Source organism: uncultured Campylobacter sp., from assembly GCF_938030785.1.
Classification (GTDB): domain Bacteria; phylum Campylobacterota; class Campylobacteria; order Campylobacterales; family Campylobacteraceae; genus Campylobacter_B.
Window position 1 is genome coordinate 1 of the sequence record NZ_CALHIK010000040.1, and the last position, 16,161, is coordinate 16,161.

General features: G+C 43.9%; 16 protein-coding genes and 1 pseudogene. 1 reads left to right on the top strand and 16 read right to left on the bottom strand.

Annotated features, from left to right (window positions below; all coding sequences use genetic code 11):
* The 16 genes from cas2 to Q0438_RS02115 form a co-directional block, all read right to left on the bottom strand.
* Positions 1-248, bottom strand: a 248-nt coding sequence (gene cas2, locus Q0438_RS02040) for a CRISPR-associated endonuclease Cas2 (protein WP_299186772.1), incomplete at its 3' end; no start/stop codon positions are given.
* 22 nt (positions 249-270) lie between these two features.
* Positions 271-771 carry a CRISPR-associated protein Cas4 gene (locus Q0438_RS02045; RefSeq protein ID WP_299186775.1) on the bottom strand — a complete coding sequence of 167 codons (501 nt, stop codon included), beginning with the start codon at positions 769-771 and terminating at the stop codon, positions 271-273.
* Positions 771-3,011, bottom strand: coding sequence for a CRISPR-associated helicase Cas3' (gene cas3, locus Q0438_RS02050; protein WP_299186777.1), 2,241 nt, complete (start codon positions 3,009-3,011; stop codon positions 771-773). Before cas3 ends, Q0438_RS02045 begins: the two co-directional genes overlap by 1 nt.
* Complete coding sequence (gene cas5, locus Q0438_RS02055; protein WP_299186780.1) at positions 2,989-3,699, bottom strand: CRISPR-associated protein Cas5; 711 nt, start codon at positions 3,697-3,699, stop codon at positions 2,989-2,991. The genes cas3 and cas5 overlap by 23 nt, the downstream gene beginning before the upstream one ends.
* Position 3,700: 1 nt before the next feature.
* Positions 3,701-4,642: a type I-B CRISPR-associated protein Cas7/Csh2 gene (gene cas7b / locus Q0438_RS02060; RefSeq protein ID WP_299186782.1), complete on the bottom strand. Its 942-nt coding sequence runs from the start codon at positions 4,640-4,642 to the stop codon at positions 3,701-3,703.
* Between the two features lie 11 nt (positions 4,643-4,653).
* Positions 4,654-6,420, bottom strand: coding sequence for a TM1802 family CRISPR-associated protein (locus Q0438_RS02065; protein WP_299186785.1), 1,767 nt, complete (start codon positions 6,418-6,420; stop codon positions 4,654-4,656).
* A gap of 177 nt (positions 6,421-6,597) precedes the next feature.
* On the bottom strand, positions 6,598-7,290 hold the full coding sequence (locus Q0438_RS02070; protein ID WP_299186788.1) for a CRISPR-associated endoribonuclease Cas6: 693 nt from the start codon (positions 7,288-7,290) through the stop codon (positions 6,598-6,600).
* Positions 7,291-7,353: 63 nt separating this feature from the next.
* Positions 7,354-9,381 (bottom strand): glycine--tRNA ligase subunit beta, encoded by a 2,028-nt coding sequence (glyS, locus tag Q0438_RS02075; protein WP_299186791.1) that lies wholly within the window; start codon positions 9,379-9,381, stop codon positions 7,354-7,356.
* Between the two features lie 114 nt (positions 9,382-9,495).
* Positions 9,496-10,902, bottom strand: a complete 1,407-nt coding sequence (locus tag Q0438_RS02080; RefSeq protein ID WP_299186793.1) for an endonuclease/exonuclease/phosphatase family protein — start codon at positions 10,900-10,902, stop codon at positions 9,496-9,498.
* Positions 10,890-11,378 (bottom strand): tRNA (cytidine(34)-2'-O)-methyltransferase, encoded by a 489-nt coding sequence (locus Q0438_RS02085; RefSeq protein WP_299186796.1) that lies wholly within the window; start codon positions 11,376-11,378, stop codon positions 10,890-10,892. The genes Q0438_RS02080 and Q0438_RS02085 overlap by 13 nt, the downstream gene beginning before the upstream one ends.
* Positions 11,371-11,646, bottom strand: coding sequence for a hypothetical protein (locus tag Q0438_RS02090; RefSeq protein ID WP_299186799.1), 276 nt, complete (start codon positions 11,644-11,646; stop codon positions 11,371-11,373). The genes Q0438_RS02085 and Q0438_RS02090 overlap by 8 nt, the downstream gene beginning before the upstream one ends.
* Positions 11,647-11,697: 51 nt before the next feature.
* On the bottom strand, positions 11,698-12,810 hold the full coding sequence (locus Q0438_RS02095) for a CCA tRNA nucleotidyltransferase (protein WP_299186801.1): 1,113 nt from the start codon (positions 12,808-12,810) through the stop codon (positions 11,698-11,700).
* On the bottom strand, positions 12,788-13,690 hold the full coding sequence (locus Q0438_RS02100) for a hypothetical protein (RefSeq protein WP_299186803.1): 903 nt from the start codon (positions 13,688-13,690) through the stop codon (positions 12,788-12,790). The genes Q0438_RS02095 and Q0438_RS02100 overlap by 23 nt, the downstream gene beginning before the upstream one ends.
* On the bottom strand, positions 13,680-13,925 hold the full coding sequence (locus Q0438_RS02105; RefSeq protein WP_299186806.1) for a tetratricopeptide repeat protein: 246 nt from the start codon (positions 13,923-13,925) through the stop codon (positions 13,680-13,682). The genes Q0438_RS02100 and Q0438_RS02105 overlap by 11 nt, the downstream gene beginning before the upstream one ends.
* A gap of 9 nt (positions 13,926-13,934) precedes the next feature.
* The gene (leuB, locus tag Q0438_RS02110; protein WP_299186809.1) at positions 13,935-15,005 is read right to left on the bottom strand and encodes a 3-isopropylmalate dehydrogenase; all 1,071 of its coding nucleotides are present in this window, start codon (positions 15,003-15,005) and stop codon (positions 13,935-13,937) included.
* A 9-nt stretch (positions 15,006-15,014) separates the two neighbouring features.
* Entirely contained in the window at positions 15,015-15,497 is a 483-nt protein-coding gene (locus Q0438_RS02115; protein WP_299186812.1) for a 3-isopropylmalate dehydratase small subunit, read from the bottom strand.
* Positions 15,498-15,904: 407 nt separating this feature from the next.
* Here Q0438_RS02115 and Q0438_RS02120 point away from each other — a divergent pair.
* Positions 15,905-16,161: pseudogene (locus Q0438_RS02120) on the top strand (RNA polymerase sigma factor RpoD); the annotation flags it as partial.

The following is a 16,161-nucleotide window of genomic DNA, read 5'->3' on the forward strand; positions in this document are numbered from 1 at the left end:
CCGATTACGATACGCTGCGAATATTTCAGCGAATTAAATGTGTAAATCACGATAGAATCAAGCTGCGTAACGCACTCTTTTTGCAGCATTGCGCTTAGTTTTTTAAAATCGCTCTCGCGAATCTCGCCTTCAAAAACGGAAAACTGCACGCGCGGCAAAAACTTCTCGACCGCCTTTCTGATGCGGTTTGCGTTGTTTTTCTCTTTTTGCTCGGCGCCGGCGATGTCGTAAAATAAAATCACGTACATTTTTCTAGCATTTCTCTAAATTTCAACTTGCACAATATCCGTTATAAGCGCAGTTTGCGCAAAATTTGCCCTGCGTAAATTTCGGCGGCCGCTCCAAGTTTGCGAGTGCCGTTATCTCGCTTAAAATTTGCTCGATTAGAGCGAAATTTTCGCTGCTATCCTCCACTAAAATCACCTTTTTACCGCTGATTAGTTTGCCTTTTACCTCTTTTAAATTTAAGCCCGTTTTTAAAAGATAGATGTAAAAAAGTAGCTGCATCTTGCCCGCAAGCTCGTTTTTTAGGCTCTTTTTGTATTCGGTGACGAGATAATGTCCGCGCTGCTTGGAAAGTTTGTCAAATTTCAAATTTGAAAATGCAAAGTCCTGCAAATCGCGCTCTTTGATTTCCGCTAGCGCCTTGCCCATCAGCACGTTTTCATCCTCTTGATCGGCGTGGATATGGTGCGCGTAAAGCCACGCCTCGCGCTTGCAGGTGACGTAATAATTCACAAGCGTACCGGTGATTTGGTCTTTGCAAAACATTAGTCAAATACCTCGTCCGTGATGTCTAAATTCGTATCTTTTTTAAGCCCGTAATCCGCGCTATAAAAATAATACGAGCCAAACGGCAGATAAAACATATCTTTTAGCCCGTTTATTTGCTTTAAATTAGGCATCAATTTCTCTTTATCTTTAAACGTTACATTTATGCTAAATTTCGATAACTTTCTGATGTGATTTTTTAAAAGGTCTCGTATCGTAAATTCGCCATTTGAGCTATTTTTAATTTCTAAAATTTTAGCTTCAAAATCCTTAATGAAATTTTCTTTGGCTTCTATTATTAGCGTTTGTTTGCAGTTGTCGTCCATAACCTTTTTGATCTCTTCGTTAATGTCTTCAAACTCAAGCTTTTTTATTCTCTTTCCTATGTCGCTTTCATCCGTATCTTGTTCCAGCTGAGCGCTAACTTTTTGAAAAAATGAATTTGAAATTTCCAAAATTTCGCTCTCTCGCACCTCTTTTCGTCTAAAATCCTCCAAAATAGTTCCGCTTACTTTATATAAATCGCCATAAATCAAATTTGTAAATTTACTTATTTCGGGAAAGACGTATAGCTCGCCGCGGATTTCTCCAAAATGCCTATTTACGCGGCCTGCGGTCTGTATGATCGAGCTAATGGGCGAGACTTCGCGAAAACCCACGTCAAAGTCAAGATCTACTCCCGCCTCAATAGACTGCGTGGAAATTAGTAAAATTTTACTCGCAAGCGGATCTTTTTTGCTCTTACTTATTCTGCATCTCACCATTCTTATAATCGCCCGCTTATGCCTATCATGCATATATCCGTTTAGGCAAAAGCAGTTAAATTTATCTTTTAGTTTTACAAATAGCTCCTGCGCTTTTTTGATCGTATTTACGACGACGAGGGTATTTTTATCTCTTGCGGTTTCGCAAATCTTTTCCAAAAGCCCATCTTCGCCGCTTACGTCAAGCCATTTTATGACGTATCTATCCTGCTTTGAAAAATACTCTAAATTTGAAATTTCTTTAAAATTTTCGCTTTTAATAACCGGCATCGTCGCCGACATAAATATAAAAATAGTGCCGAGCCGCTGCGAGATGATCTCGCAAAGCAGGATAAAATCTTTTCTAAAATTATATGGGATCGCTTGGGCCTCATCGATGATAACGACGCTATTTTTGAGCTGATTAAATTTGACGTTGTCTTTGTTTTTATTGCCAAATAGCGCAAATATCAGCTGATAAAGAGTAGTTATATTTATCTCGCCGCTAAAAGATTCCATCAAAAATTTGATCTTAGAGTACCTGTCATCTTCGGTTAGATTTTCTTCATCTATCGTCGTTTTGTGATGAGTCTTGCTAACCGAAATATCGCTATTTTTATAAATTTTCGCGATAATATCGTAGGCTTGATCGATTATCGAAGTGAAAGGAAGCGCATAAATTATGCGAGATTTGTTAAATTTCAAGGCGAAATTTAGAGCGGTCAAGGTCTTGCCGTAGCCCGTAGGCGCAGTCAAAGTAAAAAGTTTGAAATTTTTGTCAAAGTTGTTTAAAACAAAATTTCTAAATGTATCTCGCTTATTTGGTTTTTCGTCGTCCGATTTTTCCGCTAATTTTGAAATATACTGTTCTAGCTCACAAAGTGGAATTTGCTTATTTTCTTGCCTTGGCTCATTAAAGATAGCTTCAAATTTATCGCTATAAACCAAATTTGAATATAGGCTTTTGAAATTTATAAAATCACTATAAGTAAATTTGTATCTGTACTGCAATAAAATTAAGTATTGGTGAAGCTTTTCCGCTCTATCTAAAAACTCATCCTTTTTTGTAGATAATCCCGAATAAATCTTGATATTTTTAGCGGCATTAGCTACTTCTTCCCAATATTCTAGCTCTTTTGAATTTTCAAAATTATCGCCCAAGAATTTGTTATCTTCGCGCACTAATCTATCTAAATTTAATACGTCGCCGTGGTGCGAAACGATAGCCAAAAAGCCAAATAGAGTCGGTATATCATCAAATTTTGAGTTTAGCAAGAAAAAATATGCCGATAAAAACGAATGGTTTTTATCCAGCTTATCGTTTGAGGTATCTCTGATGTAAATTTGAAAATTATTTTTTAGTTTTGCGATGTCGTGATAGAGTTTGACTTGCTTATCCAGCTCTTCATCGCCAGCAGAGATCATATTTTTTATATGGTTTTCTAAAAGTTTATTTGGATGAGACCAAAATTCGTCAAATAAAATAGACTCTTTCATCGTTTATCTTATATATATTTCCGCGATTTTTAGATTTTATAGCTTCTTTGCCGTTTATTTCCATTACAAAGTCTTTAAAATTTTTAAAAATTCGTCCATTTTCGCAGTCACAAGGCATTCTAGCCGTAGTTAATTTCGCATTTTCGTTAATTCCCTCAAAAATAAAGTCGTCCATAAGCGTAAATGTATCTATAAAGCTTTCATCTTGCGATATTTTTTCGCATATTTTTATATCGATCCAACTAAAATCGGCTATGCAAAAATTTATCCCAAGATACGGCGTAAAGGCGGTTTTGTGCTCTTTTAAATTTGAAATTATTTTATCCCGGTATCTTTGCTCTAAATTTTCTAAATTTAAAAATACAACATAAGACGGCGAGCAGATGAGCTCTCTGTAAAATTGCTTTTTCTCCTTGGCGTTTTGATAGCCTTCCTCTATGTGCATATTGCTTGAGAGGGCAAATTTTATGCCGTTAAAAACAAAACTCTTTTTTAAAATTTGCCTATCTATTTTTACGCTGTATTTGATGCTAGATAGCTTAAAATACTCCTCCTCGCCTATAACGGCGCCTAAAAAGCCCATTATAGCTGTCTTTGGCGGTACCGGATAGGTTAGGCTAGAATAAATCGTCGCCGGATGCGAAAAATGAGCGTAATCGCCGAATAATCTAAAAGCAATAATGCTCATTTTATGCCTCTATCTTTTTCCAGCTACTGTCAAAATTTTCTTTGTTTATCGCTTCAAAATCATAATCGCTCATATACTCTATTTTTTCTATATTTGCGGCATATCTTGCGAGTTTATTTTTTAAATTTGTAAAGTCGATAACGTATTCGTTAATATTTCTTATTGCCCTATCTTCTTTTTCACTTTTTAGGCTTATGCTATTGTTTAGATCGCCAGCAAACGTATCGTCTTTATACGTGATGATTAGCATAAACCTTGGAGTCTGGCCGATTTTGGAGCGAGTCGTTAAATTTTTAGTGCCGTGCCACAAAGCTTTTAAAATTTTAGCCTCATCGGCTTCGCTAAAGCCGGTTTTTGCCGCATTATAGTTATCGATAACGCCGTAAGTAGCAAAAATAGCGTATTTTAAAAATTTTTCCTCTCTAAAAGTCGCTTGATCTTTTTGTTTTTTAGGATCGTTTGGATCGTAATCGCTAGCAAAAGCGCCGGTTCCTCTTACGTGCTCTATCTCAACCTTGTTTAGGGATTTGCTTAATCTAAACTGCACCGGACCGGTAAACCGAACTCCTGCGGTTTTTATCTCTTTATCCTGCTTCATCTCGTCTTTATCCGAAATCGGCAAGACGCCGCCAAATGCGCGAATATCGATAAATTTAGAGAGAATTTCTTTTTGCAGTTCGCTTTTGCTTTGTTTTATGTTTATACTTTGTCTGATCGCCGTTTTAGCGTCTAGTACGGCATCTTCTATCCTATACTCCTTTATAAAAATCGACGCCTCGTCTTTTTTCATAATCTCGTCTCTGATAGTTCTTTTTATGCGCACGTCCGTTACTTCGGCTATGCCAGTCTCGTCATCGCATCTTGGAGCGTTATCCTTTAGCATATCGCCGTTTGGATTCCAGTTCTCTCCGTCCCACAAAAAAAGTATCTCTTTTTTCTGCATCTTATTCTCCTTTATTTTGTCTTATCTTTTAGAAATTTGCGATAATCGCTTCCGCCCATAGCAAAAGCGAGAGTTGTATGCGAGCTTTTTACTATCTTGCCTTCTCTAGAAAAGACTTGCGGTAAAATTTCAATCAAACACTCTTTTATATTTTCAACATTTGGATTTGGTTTGCCAGAAGCCGCCTTAAGCTTTCTAATCATCTCGTCGCACTTAGTCCAAATTCGCTCCAAATTTTCCCTGCTTATCGAGCCGCAGTCATTGAGCCAGTTACTAAACGATACGCCGCCGTTAATGCCGAGCTGCCAGTTTATCAGGGCTGCGCTTAGCATACCGAGCAAATAAGCGCTAATAAGCGCATCGTTTTGATTCAAAAACTCGCTATTTTTGATTAGCTCTTTAATCAGTTCCTTTTTATCGGTTAAATTTTCCAAATCACACTCCTTTTGAAACACTAGTTTTTTATTTAAGACATCAATTTCATTAAAAAAATTTTGGTATTTTCTGATAACCTCGACCGTTCTTTGCCTGTAAAAATCGTTAAAATATTTGCTCCATTCCAATTTCTTTGCATAACTTTTATTGACGCTACCATAACAAATCAGATCGCTATATCTTTCTATCATAATTTCTAAATCAAATTTATTTCGCGACAACAAAAAGCTCATCACGCTTAGCCTATCTTCAAACAAATTTTGAAGATATATCGTCTCATCGGTTCCACTGTTTTTTTCATAGAAAGCTTTAATCTCAAAATTGCCCATTAAATTTGAAATTTTAGAGATAAAAGAGGGCAAAACGTCATCTATCGCAAGCTTTAAATCGATAGCGGCATTGCTTTGCGTATAAAATAAAATCGTATTTAAAACAGGTAAATTTTCCTGTTTTTTAGCGACGATTTCGAGATAATCATTTATGTTAAATTTTATGGCTTCCTCGGCGATTTCGATATTTTTCATATCGCTTTTTGAAGTTTCTTCTAGTATTTCTACAATATCTTCTAAATTTACCGAGCTATCTAAAAGCGTCGGCAAAATCGCCATCTTCATACCGTAGAAATTATGCGATAGCTTGTCTTTTGTCGCTTTAAAGCCGTTTTCTACCTTTTTTGCGCTAATGGCGCTTAGCGGCAGGAGTTTTGGTTTGATAAATTGCATATTGGCGGGTAGCTCATTTACCGAGCAAAATGCTAAATTTGCATCGCCGCCTATACCTTTTTCATTTGTCAAAATATCGTATCCATAGGATGATTTTTGCTCTTTTACGCTGATACGATTTTCAAAAATTTGCTTAAAATAGGCAGAAACGGGCTTGCCCTTGTATGAGAGCGAGAAAAAAGTAGCGACTTTTTTGCCTTTTTCCTTTTTTAGCTCATCAAGGCCTTTAATCTCATCTATAATATCGGCAAAATATTCTTTATTTATACTTGATAATATAGACAAAATAGCCTCTTTTTCTATATCGCTCGACTCAAAAAACGAGAGCAAATTTGAAACCGATCTCAAAACGCCTTTTATAAATTTAGCTTCGTCTTTATTTACTTCTTTGGATAAAAATTGAGAATTTGGAAAAAGATTACCTGAATTTGCGCCTACGCCAAATCTACATATTATCAGATCGTCTTTACTTATGTTTAAATTCGGCTCTATTTGCTTGGTTTCTATGTCACAGAGATACGCTTTGATCGCGTCGTATTTGTAGGCTTCGTTTTTGAGACGCTTTTCGTCTTTTTGGTATATTTCACCTATGTCGGCGAAAATTTTAACTATATCGCCCAAAATATTTTCCTTAAACTTATTTCTCGTATTTTACTCTAATTTATTTTTAAAGTCAAGGTTATTGTAATTTTAGATGCAGAAATATTTTTATGGTTTGCTTTTTTATTCATATTTTTATAAAATAACTTATTGAAAAGCAAGTTCCTCTTATCCTTGAAGGATTTTAAATTTGTATTTTTATATGCCTTGCTTTTCTTCCATCGACTCCACAAACCCAGCTCCGCAGTTCATACACCCGCTTCCGACGCCGGCGTCAAGGATCAAATTTATAAGCTCCGGTTGCGCGCAAATTTTCCATTTCGCTTGCCAAGCCTGAACCGGCGAGCGGTTGTTGCCGTAGTAAAAATTAAATGGATTTTGCAAATTTTGCCAGAGCAAATTTAGCTCAAATTCTCCGTTGTATCTGCGCCCGGTAAGCGTTTCAAATCTTTGCAGCGCGTTTGTTTTCATCATCTCAAGATGCCTGGAGTCTTGCGGCTGCAGATAAATTTTATGTCCCAAAAGCCCGCCTACCGCGCATGCCACGCAGCCTTGCAGCACCGCTTCGCTTTGCGCGGTTCTGTGTTCGCTAACAGCCACCGTCGTATCGCACAGGCAAAGCTCGCCCAAATTTAGCCCGTCTTTTAGCACCGCAAGCGTGATTATTTTTTCAAATTCCGGCTCATAGGAGGTAAATCTAATCCGCAAATTTGCACCATTTAAGCGAAAATCAAAATTTGTTCGTTTAAAAATTTTGCCGCTGGGTTCGTGCTTATATCCTTCGTGCTCGGCGCTTGGCAAATAGCGGTAGATGTAGCCTTGTATGAGTTGAGGCAGCGCTTTTGAAATTTTTAAATTTTCGGTAGGCAGCCTCGAATTAATCGTCAGCATTTCATATCCTTTGAAATAGACTCTTAAAATTTTAAAACCGGCCTAAATTCCGACCCAGATCATCTAAAATCCGATCTCTTTTATATCGGCGATCTTTAAAAATCCTTCGTAAATTTGACCGATATTTGCGATGCGGTTTGCGCGCACTGCGGCATCCTCGGCATTTATCATCACACTATCAAAGAATTGATCGATCCTGCTTTTTAAATTAAATAGCGAGCGCAGATAGCCTTCGTAATCCGAGCCGTCAAATTTTATCGCGCCAAACGCCGCATTTAGCGCCCGCTCGGCGTCGTGCTCGAAGAGCCGCTCATCCACGGAGCCGATCTTTTCGTCCTTGATGATATTGGCTAATCGCTTGAAAGTGGCGAAATTCTCCTTAAAATCATCCGCCGACGCGATCTTGCTAAGCGCCGAAATCGCCCCGCTTAGGCGCAGCAGATCGTTTTCGCCGCTGCCGATGCACGCCTTGATCACGGACGGATTGACGTCCTCGTAGATGCCGTAGAGCCTATCTTTGATGAAATCGAGCAGCTTTTGCTGATCGAAATCTTTATAATTCGACGCGATCCGTTTTATCAGAGCCGCCGCATCGAAGCTCAAGCCCTCGTTCAGCACGATCTTGATAAGTCCCGCAGCGGCGCGGCGGAGCGCGTACGGGTCTTTGTTGCCGCTTGGAGCCTTACCGATGCTAAAAAGCCCCACGAGCGTTTCAAATTTCATCGCAGCGGCGATCACGCTGCTAAATACGCCGCTAGGCAGCGCGCTGTCCTCGCCGCTAGGCAGATACTGCTCGCGTATCGCGCGGCAAACCGGCTCGCAAAGCCCTGCGTGCTCGGCGTAGTACCCGCCCATAATACCCTGCAGCTCGCTAAACTCGCCCACCATCGTGCTGGTAAGATCGGCCTTGCTAAGCATCACGGCGTCTTTGACGCAGGCGTTCATATCGGTGCCTGCGAGCTCGCTTTGCAGCCGCGGCGCATAAGCCTCGGCTAAAATTTGCGCCACGGCTAGCTCGCGCAGCTGTTTATCATAAACCGAACCGAGCCCGTCCAGATATGAAATTTGCTTTAGCTTCTCGGCGCTAAATTCGGCCTTTAGATCGCTTTGCCAGAAAAACATCGCGTCGCTTAGGCGCGCGCGCAGGACCTTTTCGTTGCCCTTTACGATGAGATCGTTATCCTGCGTGACGGCGTTGCTTACGACGACGAAGTGATTGCTCAGTCTTCCCCCTTCAAAAACTGGAAAATAGCGCTGATTTTCCTTCATCGAAGTGATGATCGCCTCTTTGGGCACGCTTAAAAATTCCTCATCAAAGCCCCCCAGTAGCGCGGTCGGATACTCCGTGATCGCCACCACTTCATCGAGCAGGTCCTCATCCGCATCGATCTTAAAGCCGTGCTTTTTCTCTAAATTTGCAAACTCGTTTAAAATTTTCTCGCGTCTTTTGCGCGCGCTTAGGATCACGCCGTTTTTTTCCAAAAGCTCGAAATATTGCGCCGCGCTTTTAAATTTTATCTTTTCGTAGCCGAATTTTCGGTGCGGGAAAAACGCCGCCTCGCTGCGCACGCCGTAAATTTCAAAATCCACGTTCGCTCCGCCGAGCAGACACGCCACGCCTCTGATCGGACGGATGAACTCAAACTCGCCCTCGCCCCAGCGCATCGCGCGACCGAAATTTAGGGATTTTAAGAGCTCCTCTATCATCTCGCCTAAAATTTCACGGCTAGCGCGCCCTTTTTGCACCGCGGCGTGATACAGCACCTCTTTGCCGCCTACTTGCCGAAACTCCAACTCGCTTTCATCGATGCCGCATTTTTTGGCAAAGCTTAGCGCCGCGGCGGTCCACGCGCCGTCCTTTAGCGCGACGCTCTTTGGCGCGCCGGTGCTCACTACGGTGCCGTCGCTTTGGCGCTCGGCGAAGTCTTTGTGAAAAAACACGAGCCTGCGCGGGCTGTATTCAAACTCAAACTCGCTTTGTAAGCCGTGTTTTTGCAGCACGGCCTGCCATTTCGGAGCGATATTTGCGCGCTCTTTTAAAAACGGGATCGCGGGCAGCTCCTCGACTGCGATTTCAATAAGTAGTTCCATTTTAATCCTTTTTTCGTTGATTTCGTTTTTCATTTCGTTCAAGCATCTGTTTGTTAAATCCGACGATCAAAAATATCATAAATGCCACAAAAAGCGTCGCTATAACGTAATGTATCATTCGACGATAAACTCCCTTTGTCCTTTGTAAATCGTAAAATATGCGTTTTTAAACTCTAAATTTTTGCCGTTTTGTACGAGCGATTTTTTACTAAAAATTCTAAATTTACCGAAATTTTTTATATCGATCTCGCCGTCTTTTACGTCGCCTCTGATCGCGCTTACCGTATCGCCCGCACGCAGCTTCTCAAGCTCTTCAGGCTCTATTACGTAAGACGCGAGAGAGCCCACGTTGGCGCTTTTAGCGAGGATATCAAAATCGTAAATTTCAAAATTTTGCTTATAAAATTTAGCCTTTTTAACCCTGATATCAAGCATATCGCCGAGCCCAAGCCCCTCCGCATCGCCGTAGACGAAGACTCCGCGCCTGTTTTGCGAGATCGCAAAGCCGTGATTATTCAAAAACGTAACAACCGCGCCTTTTAAAATCACCGGCGCGTCAAAACCCGTTCGTCCGTAAATTTCATCCACGCTAGAGATTTTCTCCGCACCCGCCGCGCGCTCATCGTCCGCTCGCTCGTCTTTTACGCCGCCGCTTAAAAACGCCGTTTTCTCGGGCGCGGTTTTTAAAATTTCGCCCTGCTCGTCCGTCAAAACGAAGCTGATCGGAAAGTGATCGGAAGCGGCTGAGGAGCTTTTTACCTCGAAGCTAGCGTTTTTATAGCCGATCTTTGCGGCGCCGAACAGATCGTCGCTAAGCAGGATATGATCGAGTGCCGAGCCGCTTTCGTGAGAGGCGCACGAGCCGTAAAGCTCCGATCGCGAGCAGGGATGCAGCGCCCATAAATCGGTAAAGCCGTATTGCCGCACAAGCTCGCTAAGCAGGGAGTTTTTGCCGAAATTAGTATTGAAATCGCCCACAACGACCGCGGCCTTTTTATCTTTTAAAATTTCATTTAAAAAGCGGAAGTTCTTTTTACGCTCGCTAAGTGGGTTGCGCGCGGAGAGCGTATGCGTCACGTAGAGGCTAAAATCGCCGAGCCCAAGCGCGAAATCTGCCCGCAAAATATCGCGCGTTTTAAGCTCCTGCGCGCGGTAAAATTCCCACGATTTCATCGGCACGCGCGATAGCACAGCAATGCCTACGGGCGCAGTTTGCGCGCGCGAAAATTTATAAAAGCTATAGCCCGCCTTCTGCGCAAGCGCTTTTAGCACGGCTTCGTTTTCGATCTCTTGCAACCCCAAAATATCGGCATTAAGCGCGCTTATCTCGTCCGCTACCGCTTGCAGTTTGCGCTCGTATTTTTGCTCGCTCCAGCTTCCGCGCCCAATCTCAAAGTCCGCATACTCCGTGCCGTCGTTTACGCCGTCGAATAAATTTTGCACGTTAAACGATGCGATTTTCAGCTCCGCCGCACTCGCGCCGCAGAAAAACATCGCAAAAAGTAGCGCTAAAACTCGCAAACCGCGCTCCTAAAGTCGAATTTATCGATGTTTTGGCGGATCGCTTCGTAGGTTACGATGCCCACGCTAGTGGCTAAATTTAAACTGCGCCCCGCGCTGCTCATAGGGATCGTGATGCAGTTTTCGCGGTTTGTGTGCATGATCTCAAGCGGCAGTCCGTGCCCCTCCGAGCCGAAAATCAAAAAATCGCCCGGTTGAAATTCCGCCTCGTAGTAGAGCTTGTTCGTCTTCGTCGTCGCAAAAAAGAAGCTCTGCTTAAATTTCTCGTTCGCCGCCATAAACTCATCCCAATTTTCCCAAATTTTAAGATCTAAGCTCGCCCAATAATCAAGCCCCGCGCGGCGCAGATGCTTATCGTCTATGACAAATCCGAGCGGCTTGATCAGATGCAGGCAGCACCCAGCATTGACGCACATGCGCCCGATGGAGCCCGTGTTTGTGTGGATCTGCGGATATACTAACACGATATTAAACATCGCCACCCGCCGCTTTTGCGCCGCAAGATCGCGCGCGGATCTGTTTATAAACCGTACCGATTAGGCCGTAAATTTCATCGCTAAAGTCGCGAGCTTCGCCTTTCGGCTTATAAATTTCGTCGCTAGATTTACAAATATCGCCGCTAGGCTTGTAAATTTCGTCGCCGAGATCGCAAACCTCGCCCTTTTGCTTGTAAATTTCAATGCACGATTTGTAAATTTTGCCGTCTCGTCCGCAACCATCGCTGCGGCGGTAGAATTTTTTCATAAAATTTTAACTCCCGAATAAAGTGACAATTTTACAAAAATCTCTCTAAATTTACGCTTTTAGCCCCGCAAGAAACGCCTTTATCTCAGCTTCTTGCCGACTAGCGAGCTCTTTGCCGATCTGAGCGCCGCTAAAGCCCTCGCGCGCGAGCTGTGCGCCGCTTACCGCGCTTTTAAATTTAGCCTCGTAAATTCCAAGCCTTTGCGCGGCTTTTACGCGCGCCGGCGTATAAAGTCCAAGCCAGCGCTTAAGCGGCATTTTAAGCGCGATCTTGCATAAAATTTCATCGTTTACCTCAGCGTAAAACGGCTCGTCGATCACCCTTTTATAAAGCGCGTTCAGCCTGAGGTTTTTTAAAATTTCTTGCTTATTTAGCCGCAGTAAATTTAGCAGGGCGTAGAGGAAAAACATATCGCTTTGTACGAGCGCTTTGCCCTGATCGATAAAGGCTCCGAGCTGCGCGCAGCGCTCATCCGATATGCGTACGCCAAAAATTTTATGAAATAGCTCCAGCTTTTGCAGCGCGCCAAGCCCTACCGAGCAAAATTTCGCGCTGAAAAGCTTTATGAGCTCGCATTTTATGCGCTCCTTGCTTAGATCGTCGGTATCCATCGCACGCATGATTTGCAGCGTTTTCGGCTCAATTTGCAGATTAAATCTCGCCGCAAACTGCACCGCGCGAAAGACGCGCAGGCTGTCCTCTTTAAAGCTGCGCTCATCTACAAGCCGCAGCACGCGCGATTTTATATCGCTAATGCCGCCGTAAAAGTCTAAAATTTCGCCGCTAAGCGCGTTTAGCATAATCGAATTAATCGTAAAATCGCGCCTCTTGCTAGCCTCGCGCTCATCCGCGGCCAAAGCCACGCTAAAGCCCTTGTGTCCGACGCCCGTCTTGCTCTCGGTACGCGGCAGCGAAACGTCGAAATTTTTATATTTATAGACGAAGTAGCTTTTACCGACGCCCTGTGCGCCGAAGCTCTGCATGATTTCATCGAATTTCTGCGGGCTGACGTCGTAAAGCTCGATATCCAGATCCGCACTTTCGCCGCTTTTGCGGCCCAAAAACAGATCGCGCACGAAACCGCCCACTAAATAGATGCGCGAGCTAAAGCGGTTAAGATAGTTTAGAAGCGCCCCAAAATCATCGTTTTGATAGATGCTCAAGTCTGTCGTCGATACTCGCAAGTAAAAATTCCATAAATTTCAAATTTAGCTCTACGCGCGCCTCGATATCGCCCTGATCAAAGGCGTTCAGCCCCTCAAAAAGCACCAAAATGCGCTCTTTTAGTGCGTTTAAAAACTCCGCCTCGCTTGAAATTTCGTTTTCGGTTTTAGAATCGTCGGTAGCGTTTTTAGAGGTGCCGAAATTTTGCGCGGAAGCGGAATCTCGCGCGCTTGGGAAAGCGTCCGGGGCGCTAAATTTAAAATTCTGCGCGTTATGGTTTTTAGGACTTCGCATCTCACCGAATTCCTTAAAATCATCATCGAAGCTTTCATATCCAGATTCGCCAAGCTCCTTAAATCCGGCGAAATTTTGCGCGGAAATCTCTTCTTGCTCGGAATCGAAGCTATAATTTAAGGGCGAGCTTTTGATAAAATTTAAAGGCAGATCATACACAAAATCCTGCGCGTCGATCTCGCTTCCTAAACGGTCGTAAATTTCGCTCGCAGCATCGGCATAGGTCTTAAAATTTCCGCCAGCCGCGTCGCCCGAGCGCCCGTCATCTCCGCTGCTGCCCGCGGCACGTAAATATCTATCGCTCGAGGCGCGCAAGTGCTCGCTCTGCGCGGCTTGCGAGTTAAAATTTTGCCCGTCTAGCGCGTCTTTATCATCGCGCGACGAAGTAAAATTTAAAGAATCATCGTCGCTTAAATAATCGCCATTCTGAGTAACGGAGCTTTGCAAATTTTCCAAACTATCCGCGTCTGAGTCTTGCGTAGAATTTTCCTCATCTTGTAAAGCGAGTTTTTGCGCGTTTTTTTGCGCCTGCATCTCGCTTTTTACCGCCTTGACGATACCCTCAAATTCGTTTTTATAATCCATCTATCAGCCACCTTTTAAACTCTCGCCGCTCTCGCTCATCTGTGCTCATAAATCGCTGCAGCATCGCCATATCCACGCCTGCGCCCACTCGGTGATTGAGGTTTAGCCGCGCAAAAAGCACTGCGATATCGGCATTGCTAGGATCTGTGCGCAGTGCGGCGCGGCAGGCGCGAAGCGCGCCGTAAATATCGCCTCTTTCCTCAAGCTTCAAAGCATAAGCCAGCGCGCTATTCAAGGCCTACTCCTAGGCTTTAGCCGCGTAATCTGCGATGATCGAGCCGATCTCTGCAGTCGAGCAAATTTCTTTGGCATCGTACTGCGCGATATCCTTGGTGCGGTATCCGTCGCGAAGCACGGCGCGTACGGCAAGCTCGATCGCTGCTGCGGCCTCATTTTCGCCGAATGCGTATTTCAGCATCATCGCAGCGCTTAAGATCGTAGCGATCGGGTTTGCGATACCCTGCCCCGCGATGTCGGGCGCGCTGCCGTGGATCGGCTCGTAAATTCCTACCTTACCGCCGATACTCGCACTCGGAAGCAATCCGATCGAGCCGCAGATCATGCTCGCCTCATCGCTTAAAATATCGCCGAACAAATTCTCCGTCAAAATCACGTCGAACTGCGTAGGCGCCCGCACGAGCTGCATCGCGGCGTTATCTACGTACATAAACTCCAAATTTATCCCCGCATAATTTTTCGCTAGCTCGCTTACGACCTCGCGCCACAGCTGGCTTGTTTCAAGCACGTTGGCCTTATCTACGAGCGTTATCTTTTTGTTTCGCAAAAGCGCTGCCTCAAACGCGACCTTAGCCACGCGCTCGATCTCGGCGGCGTTGTAACACATCGTATTTAGCGCATCCTTTTCGTTTTTAACGCGCGGCTGCCCAAAATAAATCCCGCCCGTAAGCTCGCGCACCACCATTATATCGACACCCTTGATGATCTCCGGCTTTAGCGTCGAAGCGTTTATCAACTCATCAAAAATCATCGCGGGACGCAAATTTGCAAACGCTCCAAGCTCTTTGCGAATTTTTAGCAGTCCGCTTTCGGGGCGCAGTTCACGCGGCAAGCTGTCCCATTTAGCGCCGCCGATCGCACCGAAAAGTACCGCGTCGCTTGATTTAGCGGCATTTAGCGTCTCATCCGGAAGCGGAACGCCCATAATGTCGATCGCCGCGCCGCCCATCAAGCGGTAGTCAAAATTTAGCTCAAAATTAAATTTATGGCTTACGGCATCGAGCACCTTGATCGCTTCTTCGATGATCTCAGGGCCGATTCCGTCGCCTTTTATCACGCATACGTCGTATTTTTTCATCCAAATTCCTTACAAGTTTATCTTTGTTTTTGCGTAATTTATCGCTCCGCCTGCGTCGAGGAGCTTTTGCATAAACTCCGGTATCGCGCCGAATTTATACTGAGTTTTTTGAGTTAAATTTTTAATTACGCCGCCCTTTAGATCGATGCTAAGCTCGTCGCCCTGCGCGATCTTGTCCGTCTCGTCGCATTCGAGGATCAAAAAGCCCGTATTGAAGCTGTTTCGATAAAAAATCCTAGCGAAGTTTTTTGCGATCACGCATGAAATTCCAGCGGCCTTAAGCGCCATTGGAGCGTGCTCGCGCGAGCTGCCGCAGCCGAAATTTTTCCCCGCTACGATGATGTCGCCGCGAGTTATTTTGGACGAAAAATCCTTGTCCGCATCCTCCATAATGTGCGTCGCAAGCACCGCCGCGTCGGAAGTGTTTAGGTAGCGTGCCGCGATAATAATGTCGGTGTCGATATCATCGCCGAATTTCCATACTTTTGCCATATTTCCGCCTTAAATTTTAAAATAGATGCGCGATTTTACCGACAAATTTATTAAAATCCGCTCAATCGCTCCGATATGAGGGCGGAATTCCTCGCTTGAAATTTATGGCTAAATTTAAACGCGAGAGCGTAGAGATGGAAAGTGCGGAGGCGTTAAATTTTAAATCGGCGGCATAAAGGAAGCGGAATTTCGGCTCGTTGGTTTTGCATTTTTGGAAGTGCGAAATTTAGTGAGCAGTCTTAAATTTAGCTAAAAATATAACCTAAATTTTAAAATCTGGCCTAATTTTTAGGATTTGAAAAATTATTAAATTTAAACTATTCGCGCCGTATATAAGCAAAAATAAAGAGCGTTTCGGTATAATCCGTTTTTCCAAAACCAAATACACAACGACACAAGGAGATTTTATGGCGAGCCCAAAAGACGCCTTAACGCCCATCGAGCAGTTCTTCGACGAAAATCAAAAAAGCTACATCACATACGAAAGACTGATAAAATTTTTCGACAAAGCCCCCACCGCAACGGCCGTTAAGAAGGTCGAAGCGCTTACGAAAAAATTTGACGTCGAGCTGATCTCCGCCGCAGAAATCTCCAAAATCAAAAATTTAGAAGACGCGAAACTCAAAGAAGCCACGCAAAAAAAGCTGTTGGACGAGGGCTGGGA

Bases quoted from the DNA above. Each gene is read 5' to 3' on its own strand.
- Q0438_RS02045 (WP_299186775.1), bottom strand. From the start codon at position 771: ATGTTTTGCAAAGACCAAATCACCGGTACGCTTGTGAATTATTACGTC.
- cas3 (WP_299186777.1), bottom strand. From the start codon at position 3,011: ATGAAAGAGTCTATTTTATTTGACGAATTTTGGTCTCATCCAAATAAA.
- cas5 (WP_299186780.1), bottom strand. From the start codon at position 3,699: ATGAGCATTATTGCTTTTAGATTATTCGGCGATTACGCTCATTTTTCG.
- cas7b (WP_299186782.1), bottom strand. From the start codon at position 4,642: ATGCAGAAAAAAGAGATACTTTTTTTGTGGGACGGAGAGAACTGGAAT.
- Q0438_RS02070 (WP_299186788.1), bottom strand. From the start codon at position 7,290: ATGCTGACGATTAATTCGAGGCTGCCTACCGAAAATTTAAAAATTTCA.
- glyS (WP_299186791.1), bottom strand. From the start codon at position 9,381: ATGGAACTACTTATTGAAATCGCAGTCGAGGAGCTGCCCGCGATCCCG.
- Q0438_RS02085 (WP_299186796.1), bottom strand. From the start codon at position 11,378: ATGTTTAATATCGTGTTAGTATATCCGCAGATCCACACAAACACGGGC.
- Q0438_RS02090 (WP_299186799.1), bottom strand. From the start codon at position 11,646: ATGAAAAAATTCTACCGCCGCAGCGATGGTTGCGGACGAGACGGCAAA.
- Q0438_RS02100 (WP_299186803.1), bottom strand. From the start codon at position 13,690: ATGGATTATAAAAACGAATTTGAGGGTATCGTCAAGGCGGTAAAAAGC.
- leuB (WP_299186809.1), bottom strand. From the start codon at position 15,005: ATGAAAAAATACGACGTATGCGTGATAAAAGGCGACGGAATCGGCCCT.
- Q0438_RS02115 (WP_299186812.1), bottom strand. From the start codon at position 15,497: ATGGCAAAAGTATGGAAATTCGGCGATGATATCGACACCGACATTATT.